The organism is Streptomyces platensis (assembly GCF_008704855.1).
Classification (GTDB): domain Bacteria; phylum Actinomycetota; class Actinomycetes; order Streptomycetales; family Streptomycetaceae; genus Streptomyces; species Streptomyces platensis.
This window is the reverse complement of the sequence record NZ_CP023691.1, coordinates 3055513-3070785: the sequence shown is the minus strand read 5'-3', so window position 1 is coordinate 3070785 and position 15273 is coordinate 3055513. Positions and strand designations below refer to the sequence as shown.

Below are 15273 nucleotides of genomic sequence, written 5' to 3'. Positions count from 1 at the left end.
TTGTTCGGAACTCTCCAAGCGGGCCGGTACGGCTTTGTCGCCGCCACACGATGATCGCCGGGCCCCCGCTGGACTAACGTCATCGCGTCCCGTCCCTTATCCGTCCTCACACTCGCGGAGTCCCGATGAGCACTGCCGCTCTCACTCGTCCCGGCGTCCTGGCCGATCTGCTGCCGGCCGCCACCGCGTCCCGCGCCCGCGTCCGCGACGCCGCGCTGGTGCTCGGCGGAGCCGCGCTCACCGGCATCGCGGCCCAGATCGCCGTCCCGGTCCCCGGCTCCCCGGTCCCGGTCACCGGCCAGACCTTCGCCGCCCTGCTGGTCGGCGCCTCCCTCGGGGCGGGCCGCGGTCTGCTGTCGCTGGCGCTGTACGCCCTGGCGGGGGTCGCCGGTATGCCGTGGTTCGCGGGCGGTGCCTCGGGCGCCGGCGGTGCCACCTTCGGCTACATCGTGGGCATGCTGCTGGCCGCCACCGCCGTGGGCGCGCTGGCCCGCCGCGGCGGCGACCGCGGGGTGCTGCGCACCGCCGCCACCATGGCCGCCGGTACGGCCCTGATCTACGCGATCGGCGTCCCCTACCTGGCGCTGAGCACCGGGATGTCCCTCGGCCAGGCCGCCGCCGTCGGCATGGTCCCGTTCCTCATCGGCGACGCCCTCAAGGCCGCGCTGGCGATGGGCGCGCTGCCCACCGCCTGGAAGCTGGCGGGCTGATTTTGCGGCTAAACCGCCGCCGCTTTCGCGTAGGTGGTTGACCGCCGTTGGGGTTCCTCAATTGATGGCTGGGGTGCCGATACAAAGAGGCGGGGCCCGCACCGATCCGGTGTGGGCCCCGCCCTTTTCTCTGCCGCTGTACGGCGTTACGCGCCCCCGGCCCCGACCGCGTCCCGCTCCCGCGGCCGGCGCCGGTCCAGGAGCAGTCCGACCGCCAGCACGACCACGGCCGCGACCACCGACAGCACCATCTGCTTGCGCCCGTCCGGGTCGTAGAACATGTAGCCGATGACGAAGAGGATCAGCCCGATCGTCGCGTACGTCAGCCACGGGTACAGCCACATCCGCACCGTCAGCCGCTCCGGCGTCTCCCGCTCGATGGTCCGGCGCATCCGCAGCTGCGAGAAGCAGATGACCAGCCAGACGAACAGCGCCACCGCGCCCGACGAATTCAGCAGGAACTCGAAGATGGTGTCCTTCGAGGTGTAGCTGAAGATCGTCGCGATGAAGCCGAAGGCGACCGACGCCCAGATCGCGACCGCCGGGACGCCGCCCTTGTTGACGGTGGCGAACGACTTCGGCGCATCCCCGCGCTGGCCGAGCGAGAACGCCATCCGGGAGGCGGTGTAGAGCCCGGAGTTCAGACAGGACAGCACCGCGGTCAGCACCACGACGTCCATCACGGTGCCCGCGTACGGGATGTCCAGCGACGTCAGCACGGCCACGTACGGGCTCTTCGCCACCGCCTTGGAGTCCCACGGCAGCAGCGTCACGATCACCGCGATCGAGCCGAGGTAGAAGAGCGCGATCCGCCAGATGACGCTGTTCACGGCCTTGCGGACGGCCTGCACCGGGTTCGGCGACTCGCTCGCCGCCAGCGTGACGATCTCGCTGCCCATGAAGGAGAAGACCACCAGCAGCATGCCGGAGAGGATCGCGCCGGGACCGTGCGGCAGGAATCCGCCGTGCCCGGTCAGATTCTCCGTGCCGACCGGGGCACCGCCCGGCGGCAGCCCGAATATCGCCAGCGCACCGACCACGATGAAGACGACGATCGCGACGACCTTGATTCCGGCGAACCAGAACTCGAACTCACCGAACGAGCCGACCGAGACCAGGTTGGTGCCGGTCAGCACGATCATCACCAGCAGCGCCCAGGCCCACTGCGGGACGGCCGGCACCCAGCCGGTGAGGATCGCGGCGGCCGCGGTCGCCTCGACGGCCAGCACGACCGACCAGAAGAACCAGTACAGCCAGCCGATCGTGAAACCGGCCCAGCGGCCCAGCGCCCGGTCCGCGTAGGCGGAGAACGACCCTGAGGTGGGAGAGGCCGCGGCCATCTCACCCAGCATCCGCATCACGAGCACGACCAGCAGGCCGGTCAGCGCGTACGAGAGCAAAATGCCCGGACCCGCGGCCGCGATCCCGGCGCCGGAGCCGACGAACAGTCCGGCGCCGATGACCCCGCCGATGGCGATCATCGACAGATGGCGGTTCTTGAGTCCTGCTTGCAGCCCGTCTTGTGACTGCCCCCCGGTCGCGCCGCTGCCGGGGTCATCGGCAGTGGGGACCACTTTGGTGGTAGGCGGGTGCGCGCCCATGTGCACCGTCCTTCGTGGTTCTCGGATGGATCCCCCCGCATTAGATCTTCGTTAACCGTGGATTGGAAGGTCTGCGGCCTGATTGTTGTATGAAACCCTGGATGGCTGCGTGATGCGCTTGCGTACAGAAGGCGCGGGGTGGCTTTCTGTACAGGGCCCCTGGGCAGACCCAGCCGCGCCTACCCGGCGGCGGGCGTGTCACACTCATCGCATGCGCGTGTACCTCGGTTCCGACCATGCCGGTTTCGACCTCAAGAACCACCTCGTCGAGTGGCTCAAGGCCCACGGCCACGAGCCCGTCGACTGCGGACCCCACATCTACGACGCCCAGGACGACTACCCGCCGTTCTGCCTGCGCGCCGCGGAGAAGACCGCCGCCGACCCGGACAGCCTCGGCATCGTGATCGGCGGCTCCGGCAACGGCGAGCAGATCGCCGCCAACAAGGTCAAGGGCGTCCGGGCCGCGCTGGCCTGGAGCGAGGAGACCGCCAAGCTCGGCCGCGAGCACAACAACGCCAACGTCATCTCCGTGGGCGGCCGGATGCACACCGAGGAAGAGGCGACGAAGTTCATCGAGATCTTCCTCGCCACCCCGTACTCGGGTGAGGAGCGGCACACCCGCCGCATCGAGATGCTCTCGGCCTACGAGACCACCGGCGAGCTGCCCGCCGTCCCGGCCCACCACCCGCAGGGCTGACCCCCGTTCATCCCGTCGCCCGCCCGCCCCGGCCGCCGGGGCGGGCGGGCGCGCCCACTGGAGGACCTCCGTGCCCGAGGGGCATACGATCCACCGTCTCGCCCTGGACCACCGCTCCCGCTTCGAGGGCGAACCGGTCCGGGTGAGCAGTCCGCAGGGCAAGTTCGCGGATGGTGCGGCCCTCATCGACGGCCAGGTCATGACCTGCGCCGAGGCGCACGGCAAGCACCTCTTCCTGGGCTTCGGCAGGGACCGCTGGGTCCATGTCCACCTCGGCCTGTTCGGCAAGCTCGGCTTCGGCGCGGCCCCCGCCCCGCCGCCCACCGACACCGTGCGCCTGCGCCTGGTGAACCCCACCGCGTACGCCGACCTCCGCGGCCCCACCACCTGCGCACTGATCACCGACGCCGAGAAGCACGCGCTACACGACCGGCTCGGCCCCGATCCGCTGCGCCCCGAGGACGACGGCACCCGTGCCTGGCAGCGGATCTCCCGCAGCCGGACGACCATCGCGGCGCTGCTGCTGGACCAGAAGGTGATCGCCGGCGTCGGCAACGTCTACCGTGCCGAGGTCCTCTTCCGGCACCGGATCGACCCCTACCGCGCCGGCCGTGACCTCACCCGCGCCGAATGGGACGCCCTCTGGGCCGACTTGGTGTTCCTGATGGCCGAGGGCGTCCGGCACAACCGGATCGACACCGTCCGCCCGGAGCATCTGCCGGAGGCCATGGGCCGCCCGCCCCGGGTCGACGACCACGGCGGCGAGGTCTACGTCTACCGCCGTGCCCACCAGGGCTGCCACATCTGCGGCAGCGAGATCCGCACCGCCGGCCTCGCCGCCCGCAACCTCTTCTGGTGCCCGGGCTGCCAGCCGGGCACGGGCGGCGGCTGACGGTCCGTTGCCGCCCTGGCCGCCGCACCGGACGGGAAGCCTCAGAACCCGTGCGGCAGCCAGGGCGCCACGTCCGACCCGAACGCCACCGAGGCCGCCGCCAGCGCACCCGGCCGCAGCTCCCGGACGGCGCCCGCCGCCGCCAGCGACACCAGGGAGAACCCGCCCAGATACGCCGACCCCAGCTCCCGTACGGACAGCGCCAGCTCGGCCGGGTCCGTGGTCCGCGCACAGACCGCCCCCGTCCCGTCGCCGGCCAGCCGCCAGCGCCCCTCGTTCCACGGGCAGAACGGGTCCGCGACCTCCAGCACCACATCCACCGGCGTCCGGTACGTCCGCGCCGCCAGCGCCGCACCCACCTCCACCGGCCGGACGAACAGCGACTCCCGCAGCACGAGACCGCACCGCCGCATGTCCCCGACCAGATGCGGCAGCGCGTCGTCCACCGGCCGGGTGCGCACCGACACCGACGACGTCAGATCGATCCCGAAGAGAAAGCGCCACAGCGCCGCGTACACCACCGGGTCCAGTGCCTCCACGTGCCGCACCCGCACCACGCCCGCCGGCCCGGCGTCCTCCCATACCACCTTGACGGCAAAGCGCGCATAGCCCCGCACCTCGCCGTCCACCTCGGCCAGCACACACTGGAGCTCCCCGGCCCCCGCCCGCTCGCCCGGAAGGTCCAGCACCGCGCGCCGGTCCCAGCCGGGCCGCCGCGCCAGCATCCCCGGCCGGGCGGGCACCAGCCGGGCATAGACCCGCTCGCACTCCGCCAGCGCGGCCGCCGGCTCCACCAGCCGCAGCCGCACCTCGTCCGTGCCGGGCAGTTCGGGGGCGGGCAGCCGCACGGTGTCCACGGTCAGCTGCATGTCCAGGGCCGCCGCACCGTAGCCGAACCGGCCGTAGATCGCCGGCTCCGACGCGGTCAGCACCGCCAGCGGCTCCCCGCGCTCCCGGACGTCCGCCAACTGGTGCCGCATCATGGCCCGCAGCAGCCCGCGGCGTCGGTGCGTCGGCCGCACACTGACCATCGTGACCCCGGCCACCGGCACCTCGGCGCCGCCCGGCACGGTGAGCCCGAAGGAGAACGCCCCCGCCGTGGCCACCCAGTCCGCGCCGTCCCAGACGCCGAATGAGCGGCCGGTCTCGGTGAGCTCCCGCTGGAGAGCCCGCTGCTCAGGGCTCGGGGGCGGTTCGCCGAACGCCCGGTTCAGCGTGTCCGACCAGGCGTCCCATTCGGCGTCCCGCAACATCCGTAATTCCGTGGCCATAGAACATCCCTAGCGCACACTCCATAGCGGCGCGACCGCATTTCGAACGGGGTTTCCCGGGAATTTTCCAGGCCGACGTGCGGCGAATCGACGCACCGCCGAACGGGTGGATAAGGTCCCAGAGCAATGACCAGCGGCCAGGGAACGGAAACCCTGACGGCCCGGATGCACAAAGGACTGCACCGGGCCCGCATCGGCGTGCGCAAGGCCGGTGTCGACTACTTCCGCGGCGAGGGCTCCGACCGGTTCGCGCTGGCCGCCCTGCTCATCGCCATACCCGCCATCGCCGCGGGCACACTCTGGTGGCCGGAATGGATCGCCCCGACGGCGCTGGTCCTCCCGGTCATCGCCGGCGGCCTGCTGCTGCGGCCGGCCAACCTCCTCGTCCTGTACGGCGCTTCGGCGACCGCGCTGGTCGTCGAGTCCGCGCTGTTCGGCCCGTACGACGAAGGGCCGGAACGGATCACTCCGGGCACCGTCCTGGTCGTCGCCGCGGTCGGGCTCTTCGGGCTGCTCATCGCGCAGTTCCGCAGCCGGGTCGGGGTGCCCTGGCGGCGCGGCGGCACCATGCTCTTCGACCTGCGCGAACGCATCCGCGTCCAGAGCAAGCTGCCCAAGCTGCCGCAGGGCTGGCACCACGAGATGGCGCTGCGCCCGGCCGGCGGGCAGTCCTTCTCCGGCGACTTCGTGGTGGCCTCCCGCACCCACGGCGGCACCATCCTCGAAGTGGTGCTGACCGATGTCTCCGGCAAGGGCATGGACGCGGCCTCCCGCGCCCTGCTGCTGTCCGGCGCCTTCGGCGGCCTGCTCGGCTCGCTGCCGCCGCACGGCTTCCTGCCCGCCGCCAACGGCTATCTGCTGCGCCAGGACTGGGACGAGGGGTTCGCGACCTCCATCCACCTCGTCCTCGACCTGGAATCCGGCGACTACGAACTCCTCTCCGCCGGACATCTGCCGGCCCTCCAGCTCAGCGCCGGCACCGGCCGCTGGGAGGAGAAGTCAGGGGACGGGCCGCTGCTCGGCGTCTACGACGGTGCCCAGTTCCACCCGGTCAAGGGCACGTTGCGGACCGGCGATGTGCTGATGCTGTTCACCGACGGCCTGGTCGAGGCCGCCGACCGCGATATCGCGGAGGGCATCGACCGGCTGACCGGCGAGGCCGACCGCTATGTCACCGGCGGCTTCGCGGGCGCCGCCTGGCATCTGATCGAGGCCGTCGCCAAGGACGTCAACGACGACCGGGCGCTGCTGCTGATCTGCCGGGACGCGTAAGGGGCCGCGGCGCCGAGGGGGCCACGGCCCGTCGGACGCTCTTCCCGGGGGCGTACTTCAGCCGTTTCCGCGGCCGTCCGCAGGCCGCCGCGGGTGCCGGTGCACCGCCCACGCCATGGCGTGAACCGACCGCGTCGCGCCCCGGCCGGAAAGCACGGGCTCTCAGGCGCTGACGCGGGCCCGCGCCGTATCGGCCGGGTCCTTCCGGAACGCCCACGCCATCGTCGGCTCCATGGCGAAGCGGAACACCCGGCGGACCGGTGGGGTGCACAGGGCCGTCACGATGCCGCCCGCGATCAGCGTCACCGCGATCTCGCCGAGCGGGGTGTGCAGCCAGGCGTAGTCGTCGAACCAGCCCCAGAACCGCGAGCCCTTGGCCAGGAAGCCGTGCAGCAGATAGCCGTAGAGCGTCCCCGCGCCCAGCACCGTGAACCAGGTCTGCCGGGTCGGCACCCAGGCGAAGAAGCAGGCCACCATCACGATCGAGCAGCCGAAGAGCGCCAGCGTCATGACCGCGCCGATCCACCAGGTGGTGCCCAGTTCCTGGGCGCTGTCCCGGTGGTAGAACCACGCCGAGGACATCCGGGGCGCCGCCCAGTAGGCCATCACCAGCGCCGCGGCGAAGATCGGCAGCGAGGCGATCCGGACCGCCCGCCGCTGCACCAGCTTGAAGTGCTCCGGCCGCAGCGCCAGCCCCAGGACGAAGAACGGCAGGAACTGGAGCACCCGCTGGAGGTCCAGATCGTCGCCGATGTCCGGGGACACGGAGGCGAGTACGGCGATGGCCACCGCGAGCGGAATCGGCCAGCGCACGATCTGCCACAGCGGGGTGGTCAGCCGCCAGATGAACAGGGCCACCAGGAACCACGTCAGGAACCACGGGTCGAGCAGGCTGATGGGGTGCCCGGGATCGTCGTCCGCCCAGCGCTTGAAGAAGGCATAGGCGGTCTCGAAGAGGATGTAGGGGACCGCGACCCCCGTGACCAGCCGCTGCAACCGGTCCTTGCGCATGTCGAAGCTGCGCGAGAAGTAACCGGAAATGATGATGAAGGCCGGCATGTGGAAGGTGTAGACGGTCATGTAGAACGCCTCGGCCGCCCGGCTCCCGTCGGTCAGCGGCTCCCATGCGTGCCCCATCGCCACCAGCACGATGGCCAGGTACTTCGCATTGTCGAAGAACGGGTTACGGCCACCGCTCTTCGGAGCGGGCGCCGCCGCGCCCTCCGGCGCACCGGACGGCTGAGCCGTGGGCCCGGTCCGGTCCGTACCCGCCGCCCGCTGGGCAGGGGGCAGGGCGCGTCGGGGTGTCGGGGCAGCGGGAAACATTTGAGGCACGATAGCGGCGGTCGGCGGGCGCGTAAAACCGTGTGCGGCCCCTTCGTTATTTCGTTGGGTGCCGCTCCGGAGAGCACCCGGATAAAATCCGCAATCGCCGGGGCAGGACCCCCGCCAGGCTGCCCGCTTCGCCCCCTTTCATCCCGCCAAATCGGGTCGTATCCCCCGCAAACGACTCTGGGGGAATGTCCCCTTCCTTAGTCTTATGTCCGAATGCTAATAAGCCTTCGAAGTGGCCCGTAAAGCAGTGACGGATGCCACGAATTCCCTATTCCCGGGGGTCGGGGAAATGATCGGAATGCCGCGGGGGAATGATCGGCAGAAATTATCGACGCCGCGTCAGGCGGGGAAATCTTCCCGGCTTTGCGCCGCCGCCGTCCCGGCCCCGCGCGGCCCCCGCACCGTCGCCCGCTCGCCACTCGTACGCCACCCCGTCGTGGCCCCCCGGCCACCAGCGGCCGGAATCGGGCAAAGCGTTGGCCGATGATTCGTCACCGGCCTGCGATGGGCATGGAGTTGGTGGCACGATGGGTGCAGGGGGGTGTGCGCGGCATGCCCCCGGGCCGGTGAGGCGTTCCGACCGAGGGTGTGATCAGTTGTGGCTCTTTCGCTGTCAGTTGTGCTGCTGTTGGGGATCATCCTGATCGTGCTGATCAGAGGGAAGTCGATCAAGGGAGGTCCGGCGCTCGTCGCCATACTGTTCGGCTTCTTCCTCGCCTCCACGGGCGTGGCGCCGTCGATCAACAAGTTCCTCAACTCCCTGGCGGACACCATCAACCACATCACCTTCTAGGTGGTCCGCCGGCCCTCCGTCAGGCGCCGCTCACGGTCCCCGTCCTACGAGGCCCCGCCCCCGGCCCGCGCCACCGCCTCGCGTACGGCGTCCTCGCTGCGTCCGACCAGCGCCGAACCGTCGTCCGCGGTGATGATCGGCCGCTGAATCAGCCGGGGGTGCGCCGCCAGCGCCGCGATCCAGCGCTCACGCGCGGCGTCGGTGCGCTCCCAGTCCCCGATCCCCAGCTCCTTGGCCTCGGCCTCCTGGGTCCGGGTGATGTCCCAGGGCTCCAGGCCGAGCCGCGTCAGCACGTCCCGCAGGTCACCGGCGCTCGGCGGGTCCTCCAGATATTTGCGCACGGTGTAATCGGCGCCCGCCCCGTCGAGGATCTCCACGGCGGAACGGCACTTGGAACACGCGGGATTGAGCCAGATCTCCATGCGGACCACCTTATTGACCCGCGACCGCGGAGCGAAGAGGTGTGCCGGCATCCGGCGGCGCGCTCCGGAAAGCGGAAAACCCCAGGCCGGCCGGCCTGGGGTTTCCTCATGCGAGCGGGCGACGGGAATCGAACCCGCGTAGCCAGTTTGGAAGACTGGGGCTCTACCATTGAGCTACGCCCGCAAGCGCCACAGATCGCACGGACCTCGGCACGCAGTGCATCCTAGCGGGTCGCGGCGGTGCGCCGCACATCCCTTCCCGAGGACGGTGCGCGTCGCCGCGTGCGCCCCCATGTCCCGCCACCGGACGCCCCGATAACTGGCAGCCGGAGCGCCGTCGGCCATGTACCCTACGTGTCGCACCGACGGGGTGTGGCGCAGCTTGGTAGCGCGTCCGCTTTGGGAGCGGAAGGTCGTCGGTTCGAATCCGGCCACCCCGACCAGTAGACAGGTCAGCCCGACGGCACCGTCGGGCACCACCCCATCCCGCTTCGCGCCGCCTCATGATCCGGCCGCTGTTCAAGATCGCGTTGTGGGCGTCATCCTCCTTGCGGTTACTATGCAAGCTGCGTGCCCGTGTGTCTGTGTACCGGGCGTGATCGGCCGGTACCGGAACAGCCGGATACCGGCGGATCTCAAGCAGAACCCCAGAAGTCAGCCCCAAGGAGACCGAACCGTGAAGAGCGCCGTGGAGACCCTGAACCCGACTCGGGTTCGGCTCACTGTCGAGGTGCCCTTCGAGGAGCTCAAGCCCAGCCTCGACGCGGCGTACAAGAAGATCAACCAGCAGGTCACGGTGAAGGGCTTCCGCCAGGGCAAGATCCCGGCGCGCGTCATCGACCAGCGGTTCGGCCGCGGTGCCGTGCTGGAGGAGGCCGTCAACGACGCGCTCCCGAAGTTCTACACCGAGGCGGTCAACGAGGGTGAGCTCAACGTCCTCGGCCAGCCCGAGGTCGACATCACCGAGCTGAAGGACGGCGAGCTGCTGGCCTTCACCGCCGAGGTCGACATCCGTCCCGCCCTCGAGATCCCGGACTACTCCGGCATCGAGGTCGAGGTCGACGCCGTGGAGGTGTCGGACGAGGACATCGACAAGTCCGTCGAGCAGCTGCGGGAGCGTTTCGCCACGACCGCCCCGGTCGAGCGCGCCGCCCAGGACGGCGACGTCCTGACGCTGAACCTCGAGGCCAAGGTGGACGGCGAGGTCCTGGAGGACGGCGTCGCCGAGGGCGTCACCTACACCGTCGGCTCCGGTGAGCTCCTCGACGGCATCGACGAGGCCGTCACCGGCGTCGCGGCCGGCGACTCCGCCACCTTCACCTCCGAGCTCAAGGGCGGCTCCGCCGAGGGCAAGGAGGCCGAGGTCAAGGTCGAGGTCACCGAGGTCAAGTCCCGCGAACTGCCCGAGCTGGACGATGACTTCGCGCAGCTGGCGAGCGAGTTCGACACCCTTGAGGACCTGCGCGCCGACAGCCGCAAGCGCCTTGAGCAGATGAAGAAGTACGACCAGGCCACCCAGGCGCAGGAGAAGGTCCTGGACGAGCTGCTCAAGCTCGTCGAGGTGCCGATGCCGGAGAAGCTGCTCGCGGACGAGATCGAGACCCGCAAGCACAACCTGGTCAACCACCAGCTCGGCCAGATGGGCCTCGACCTCGCGAAGTACCTGGAGATCCAGGGCAAGAGCGAGGAGGAGTTCGACGCCGAGACCAAGGAGCAGGCCGAGAAGGGCATCAAGACCCAGTTCATCCTCGACGAGCTGGTCAACAAGGAGAAGCTGAACGTCAGCCAGGAGGAGCTCACCGAGCACCTCATGCGCCGCGCGCAGTCCTCCGGTATGTCCCCCGACCAGTTCGCCCAGGCCGTCGTCGAGGGCGGCCAGGTGCCGATGCTCGTCGGTGAGGTCGCCCGCGGCAAGGCCCTCGCGGTCGTCGTCGAGGCCGCCACGGTCAAGGACAGCAACGGCGAGGTCATCGACCTCGACGACGAGGACGAGACCGCCGAGACCGTCGACGCCGGGGCCGAGGGCACCGACGCCGAGGGCACCGACGAGAAGCCCGAGGCCTGAGCCCCGGTCGCCTCGCGCGAAGACCGCTGATTACGGGCCCGAACACGCACGTCCGCGTGTTCGGGCCCGTACTCGTACCGGGCCGGTGAGCCTGCGCTCACAGCGAACAGTTATCGATGCGGGATGGCGTTGTCCGACCTGCGCGTTAGGGTCCGTAGATACGAGGGCAGGGGAGTCCCTGAAACCGCGCCGGGGCGACACACGGCGCCGATCCCCGCGCCCCAGAAGACGACGCTGAGACGGCCTGGAGCCGTCCGACAACGAGCAGGTGGACACGTGACGATCCCGATGCCTTCCGCCGCCGCTGAGCCGACCTTCGGTGGCCTCGGCGACCAGGTCTACAACCGGCTGCTCGGCGAGCGGATCATCTTCCTCGGCCAGCCGGTCGACGACGACATCGCCAACAAGATCACCGCGCAGCTGCTTCTCCTCGCCGCGGACCCGGACAAGGACATCTTCCTCTACATCAACTCCCCGGGCGGCTCGATCTCGGCCGGCTTGGCGATCTACGACACCATGCAGTACATCAAGAACGACGTGGTGACGATCGCGATGGGCCTCGCCGCCTCCATGGGACAGTTCCTGCTGAGCGCCGGCACCCCGGGCAAGCGCTTCGCGCTGCCGAATGCCGAGATCCTCATCCACCAGCCCTCCGCGGGCCTGGCCGGCTCCGCGTCGGACATCAAGATCCACGCCGAGCGGCTGCTGCACACCAAGAAGCGGATGGCGGAGCTGACGGCCTTCCACACCGGTCAGACCGTCGAGCGGATCACCCAGGACTCCGACCGCGACCGCTGGTTCTCCGCCGATGAGGCCAAGGAATACGGCCTGATCGACGATGTCATGACCTCCGCCGCCGGCGTTCCGGGCGGGGGCGGCACGGGCGCCTGAGCCCCGTACCACTCGCCCTTCAGCCCCCAGCCCACTTGATCGCCACCAGGACGGTGAACACCACGATGAACAACTTCCCCGGCAGCGGCCTCTACGAGGGAGCCCAGGCCGAGTTTTCCGGCCCGCGCGCCGAGTCCCGCTACATCGTCCCGCGCTTCGTCGAGCGCACCTCGCAGGGCGTGCGCGAGTACGACCCGTACGCGAAGCTGTTCGAGGAGCGCGTGATCTTCCTCGGCGTGCAGATCGACGACGCGTCGGCCAATGACGTCATGGCGCAGCTGCTGTGCCTGGAGTCGATGGACCCGGACCGGGACATCTCGATCTACATCAACTCCCCGGGCGGTTCCTTCACGGCGCTCACCGCCATTTACGACACGATGCAGTTCGTGAAGCCGGACATCCAGACGGTCTGCATGGGCCAGGCGGCCTCCGCCGCGGCCGTGCTGCTCGCCGCCGGCACCCCCGGCAAGCGGATGGCGCTGCCGAACGCCCGGGTCCTGATCCACCAGCCGTACAGCGAGACCGGCCGCGGTCAGGTCTCCGACCTGGAGATCGCCGCCAACGAGATCCTGCGGATGCGTTCGCAGCTGGAGGAGCTGCTGGCCAAGCACTCCACCACCCCGATCGAGAAGATCCGGGACGATATCGAGCGTGACAAGATCCTGACCGCCGAGGAATCCCTGGCGTACGGTCTGGTCGACCAGATCGTCTCGACGCGGAAGTCGTCGGTCTCGATCGGCTAGCGATCTTTCGCGAAATGAGCCGGAGCGTTGCCCCCTTGGACCGGTTCGGGACGGAGTGAACCGAGTCCGTCCAAGGGGGGCCCGTACGGGGGGCCCGGCAAGGTACCGTCGATAGGCAAGCACCCGGGTCCGTGGAGCAATACGGATCCCAGGCGAAGGGGAAGCACCTCGTGGCACGCATCGGTGACGGCGGCGACCTGCTCAAGTGCTCATTCTGCGGAAAGAGCCAGAAGCAGGTGAAGAAGCTCATCGCGGGACCTGGTGTGTACATCTGCGACGAGTGCATCGACCTCTGCAACGAAATCATCGAGGAGGAGCTCGCCGAGACCTCCGAGGTGCGGTGGGAGGAGCTCCCCAAACCGCGGGAGATCTACGAGTTCCTGAACGGCTATGTCGTCGGCCAGGACCCCGCCAAGAAGGCGCTCTCGGTCGCCGTCTACAACCACTACAAGCGGGTGCAGGCGGGCGAGAACGGCCCCGGCCGCGGCGATGAGGGCATCGAGCTCGCCAAGTCCAACATCCTGCTGCTCGGCCCCACCGGCTCCGGCAAGACGCTGCTCGCGCAGACCCTCGCCCGGATGCTCAACGTCCCCTTCGCGTTCGCCGACGCCACGGCGCTGACGGAGGCCGGCTACGTCGGTGAGGACGTCGAGAACATCCTCCTGAAGCTGATCCAGGCCGCGGACTTCGACATCAAGAAGGCCGAGACCGGCATCATCTACATCGACGAGATCGACAAGGTCGCCCGGAAGAGCGAAAACCCGTCGATCACCCGCGATGTCTCCGGCGAGGGCGTCCAGCAGGCGCTGCTGAAGATCCTGGAGGGCACCACCGCCTCGGTCCCGCCCCAGGGCGGCCGCAAGCACCCGCACCAGGAATTCATCCAGATCGACACCACCAACGTCCTCTTCATCGTCGGCGGTGCCTTCGCCGGCCTGGAGAAGATCATCGAGGCCCGGTCCGGTGCCAAGGGCATCGGCTTCGGCGCCACGATCCGCTCCAAGCGGGAGATCGAGTCCAAGGACCAGCTCCAGGACGTGATGCCGGAGGACCTGGTGAAGTTCGGGATGATCCCGGAGTTCATCGGCCGTCTCCCCGTCCTCACCTCGGTCCACAACCTCGACCGCGAGGCGCTGCTCCAGATCCTGGTCGAGCCGCGCAACGCGCTCGTCAAGCAGTACAAGCGCCTCTTCGAACTCGACGGCGTGGAGCTGGACTTCGACCGCCCGGCCCTGGAGGCCATCGCCGACCAGGCCATCCTCCGCGGCACCGGCGCCCGTGGTCTGCGCGCCATCATGGAGGAGGTCCTCCAGGCGGTGATGTACGAGATCCCGTCCCGTAAGGACGTGGCCCGCGTCGTCATCACCGAGGACGTCGTCCACTCGAACGTCAACCCGACCCTGGTCCCGCGCAGCCGCGGCGAGTCGGGGGAGCCGCAGGAGAAGAGCGCGTAGGACGCGCCGGTAGCTGATACCGAACCGCCCGGCAGCGGGAACGCTGCCGGGCGGTGGTGTGTGGGGGCGCCGCCGGACGCGCCCCCGGGGTGCCTACTTCTCCTTGCGGACCTCGTCGCGGAGCTTGGCCGTCTTCTCGGAGAGCTGCTCGGCGGTCAGCGGCTGGGAGCCGGCGGCACCGTTGGTCGCCGGGGCGGGCTGGGACTGCACGATGCCGATCGCGCTGCTGTCGCCCCAGATGCAGACGGAGACCTCCTGGGACGCGCTGACGCCGCCCATCGTGACCGTCGCCTTCTGCACCTTGCACTTCATCACCGCGCCGTCGAAGCCGTCCGGCGAGAACTCGGTGACCGGCGTGACCGTCTCGATCTTGGCGCGGGAGGCGTTCGGGTCCTTCTTCTGGTTCTCCTCGAGCTTGGCGAACGTCTGGTCCACGGCGGTCTCCGGGTCGTTCACCGTGCCGTAGACGCCCACCACCGCGAGTCCCTGCTTGGCGGCGTTGCCGTACGCGCCCTGGACGGCGGTGGCGTCCGTGATCCCCATCGCCCGCAGTTCCTTGTCGTCGGAGAAGTCCTTCTGCGGCTTCGCGCCGGGGCGGTCCGGCACCTTGCTGTACTCCCCGCTCAGCAGCTTCTCCGGCAGCGAGATCGTGTACGGCTTCACATCCCCGCCCGAGCCGAAGACGAAGTACGCGCCCACGCCGATCGCCGCGACGACGGCGACCGCGCCGACGATCAGGCCGATCTTCTTCCCGTTGCCGCCGCTCTCCTCCGGGCCCTGCGGGATCACGCCGTAGGGGGTCTGCTGGCCGCCGTACGGGGCCTGCTGGCCGTAGGGCTGGCCGGCCTGCTGGGGGTAGCCGTAGCCCTGCTGAGGGGGCGCCTGGCCGGCCTGCTGCGGGTAGCCGTAGCCCTGCTGCGGAGGCACCTGGCCGCCTTGCTGCGGGTAGCCGTAACCGGGCTGGGGGGCCGGTGGCTGCTGCGGCTGGCCGTACGGACCCGGCTGCGGGGGCTGCTGGCCGTACGGGCCGGGAGGCGGCTGGTTGAAGCTCATGGAGCGGTTCCCCTCGTGACAACTGAATTCAGTTGAGTTCTGCGTGTGAAGTTCTGGGTGCTGTTGATGCGCTG

General features: G+C 69.7%; 14 protein-coding genes and 2 tRNA genes. 10 read left to right on the top strand and 6 right to left on the bottom strand.

Going from position 1 to position 15273, the window contains the following annotated elements:
- The first annotated feature begins 125 nt into the window (after positions 1-125).
- The gene (locus CP981_RS13500) at positions 126-710 is read left to right on the top strand and encodes a biotin transporter BioY (protein WP_085925611.1); all 585 of its coding nucleotides are present in this window, start codon (positions 126-128) and stop codon (positions 708-710) included.
- 146 nt (positions 711-856) lie between these two features.
- On the opposite strand, the gene CP981_RS13495 is transcribed toward CP981_RS13500, so the two are convergent.
- Entirely contained in the window at positions 857-2311 is a 1455-nt protein-coding gene (locus CP981_RS13495; RefSeq protein WP_085925612.1) for an amino acid permease, read from the bottom strand.
- Between the two features lie 211 nt (positions 2312-2522).
- Here CP981_RS13495 and CP981_RS13490 point away from each other — a divergent pair, with 211 nt between their 5' ends.
- Together CP981_RS13490 and CP981_RS13485 are read left to right on the top strand one after the other, a co-directional pair.
- On the top strand, positions 2523-3008 hold the full coding sequence (locus tag CP981_RS13490) for a ribose-5-phosphate isomerase (protein WP_085925613.1): 486 nt from the start codon (positions 2523-2525) through the stop codon (positions 3006-3008).
- Between the two features lie 70 nt (positions 3009-3078).
- Positions 3079-3900: an Fpg/Nei family DNA glycosylase gene (locus CP981_RS13485; protein ID WP_085925614.1), complete on the top strand. Its 822-nt coding sequence runs from the start codon at positions 3079-3081 to the stop codon at positions 3898-3900.
- Between the two features lie 41 nt (positions 3901-3941).
- Here CP981_RS13485 and CP981_RS13480 read toward each other — a convergent pair whose 3' ends face one another.
- On the bottom strand, positions 3942-5171 hold the full coding sequence (locus CP981_RS13480) for a GNAT family N-acetyltransferase (RefSeq protein ID WP_085925615.1): 1230 nt from the start codon (positions 5169-5171) through the stop codon (positions 3942-3944).
- Positions 5172-5297: 126 nt separating this feature from the next.
- Here CP981_RS13480 and CP981_RS13475 point away from each other — a divergent pair, with 126 nt between their 5' ends.
- On the top strand, positions 5298-6443 hold the full coding sequence (locus tag CP981_RS13475) for a PP2C family protein-serine/threonine phosphatase (RefSeq protein WP_085925616.1): 1146 nt from the start codon (positions 5298-5300) through the stop codon (positions 6441-6443).
- Between the two features lie 162 nt (positions 6444-6605).
- Here CP981_RS13475 and CP981_RS13470 read toward each other — a convergent pair whose 3' ends face one another.
- Positions 6606-7769 carry an acyltransferase family protein gene (locus CP981_RS13470; RefSeq protein ID WP_244329646.1) on the bottom strand — a complete coding sequence of 388 codons (1164 nt, stop codon included), beginning with the start codon at positions 7767-7769 and terminating at the stop codon, positions 6606-6608.
- Between the two features lie 607 nt (positions 7770-8376).
- On the opposite strand from CP981_RS13470, the gene CP981_RS13465 reads away from it, so the two are divergent.
- On the top strand, positions 8377-8571 hold the full coding sequence (locus CP981_RS13465; RefSeq protein ID WP_042154793.1) for a hypothetical protein: 195 nt from the start codon (positions 8377-8379) through the stop codon (positions 8569-8571).
- A gap of 44 nt (positions 8572-8615) precedes the next feature.
- On the opposite strand, the gene CP981_RS13460 is transcribed toward CP981_RS13465, so the two are convergent.
- Both CP981_RS13460 and CP981_RS13455 read right to left on the bottom strand, forming a co-directional pair.
- Positions 8616-8993 carry an arsenate reductase family protein gene (locus CP981_RS13460; RefSeq protein ID WP_085925661.1) on the bottom strand — a complete coding sequence of 126 codons (378 nt, stop codon included), beginning with the start codon at positions 8991-8993 and terminating at the stop codon, positions 8616-8618.
- A gap of 113 nt (positions 8994-9106) precedes the next feature.
- Positions 9107-9177: transfer RNA gene (locus tag CP981_RS13455), tRNA-Gly, on the bottom strand.
- 182 nt (positions 9178-9359) lie between these two features.
- On the opposite strand from CP981_RS13455, the gene CP981_RS13450 reads away from it, so the two are divergent.
- From CP981_RS13450 to clpX, 5 genes are all read left to right on the top strand, one after another.
- Positions 9360-9436, top strand: a tRNA-Pro gene (locus CP981_RS13450).
- Between the two features lie 233 nt (positions 9437-9669).
- Complete coding sequence (gene tig / locus CP981_RS13445; RefSeq protein ID WP_158092659.1) at positions 9670-11058, top strand: trigger factor; 1389 nt, start codon at positions 9670-9672, stop codon at positions 11056-11058.
- A gap of 288 nt (positions 11059-11346) precedes the next feature.
- Complete coding sequence (locus CP981_RS13440; RefSeq protein ID WP_030283915.1) at positions 11347-11949, top strand: ATP-dependent Clp protease proteolytic subunit; 603 nt, start codon at positions 11347-11349, stop codon at positions 11947-11949.
- A 65-nt stretch (positions 11950-12014) separates the two neighbouring features.
- Positions 12015-12692 carry an ATP-dependent Clp protease proteolytic subunit gene (locus tag CP981_RS13435; protein ID WP_085925663.1) on the top strand — a complete coding sequence of 226 codons (678 nt, stop codon included), beginning with the start codon at positions 12015-12017 and terminating at the stop codon, positions 12690-12692.
- A gap of 170 nt (positions 12693-12862) precedes the next feature.
- Positions 12863-14146 carry an ATP-dependent Clp protease ATP-binding subunit ClpX gene (gene clpX / locus CP981_RS13430; RefSeq protein WP_085925618.1) on the top strand — a complete coding sequence of 428 codons (1284 nt, stop codon included), beginning with the start codon at positions 12863-12865 and terminating at the stop codon, positions 14144-14146.
- Between the two features lie 93 nt (positions 14147-14239).
- Here clpX and CP981_RS13425 read toward each other — a convergent pair whose 3' ends face one another.
- On the bottom strand, positions 14240-15199 hold the full coding sequence (locus CP981_RS13425; RefSeq protein ID WP_085925619.1) for a hypothetical protein: 960 nt from the start codon (positions 15197-15199) through the stop codon (positions 14240-14242).
- Positions 15200-15273: the final 74 nt, after the last annotated feature.

Bases quoted from the DNA above. Each gene is read 5' to 3' on its own strand.
- CP981_RS13425 (WP_085925619.1), bottom strand. From the start codon at position 15,199: ATGAGCTTCAACCAGCCGCCTCCCGGCCCGTACGGCCAGCAGCCCCCG.
- CP981_RS13500 (WP_085925611.1), top strand. From the start codon at position 126: ATGAGCACTGCCGCTCTCACTCGTCCCGGCGTCCTGGCCGATCTGCTG.
- CP981_RS13495 (WP_085925612.1), bottom strand. From the start codon at position 2,311: ATGGGCGCGCACCCGCCTACCACCAAAGTGGTCCCCACTGCCGATGAC.
- CP981_RS13480 (WP_085925615.1), bottom strand. From the start codon at position 5,171: ATGGCCACGGAATTACGGATGTTGCGGGACGCCGAATGGGACGCCTGG.
- CP981_RS13435 (WP_085925663.1), top strand. From the start codon at position 12,015: ATGAACAACTTCCCCGGCAGCGGCCTCTACGAGGGAGCCCAGGCCGAG.
- CP981_RS13470 (WP_244329646.1), bottom strand. From the start codon at position 7,769: ATGTTTCCCGCTGCCCCGACACCCCGACGCGCCCTGCCCCCTGCCCAG.
- CP981_RS13460 (WP_085925661.1), bottom strand. From the start codon at position 8,993: ATGGAGATCTGGCTCAATCCCGCGTGTTCCAAGTGCCGTTCCGCCGTG.
- CP981_RS13490 (WP_085925613.1), top strand. From the start codon at position 2,523: ATGCGCGTGTACCTCGGTTCCGACCATGCCGGTTTCGACCTCAAGAAC.
- CP981_RS13440 (WP_030283915.1), top strand. From the start codon at position 11,347: ATGCCTTCCGCCGCCGCTGAGCCGACCTTCGGTGGCCTCGGCGACCAG.
- CP981_RS13475 (WP_085925616.1), top strand. From the start codon at position 5,298: ATGACCAGCGGCCAGGGAACGGAAACCCTGACGGCCCGGATGCACAAA.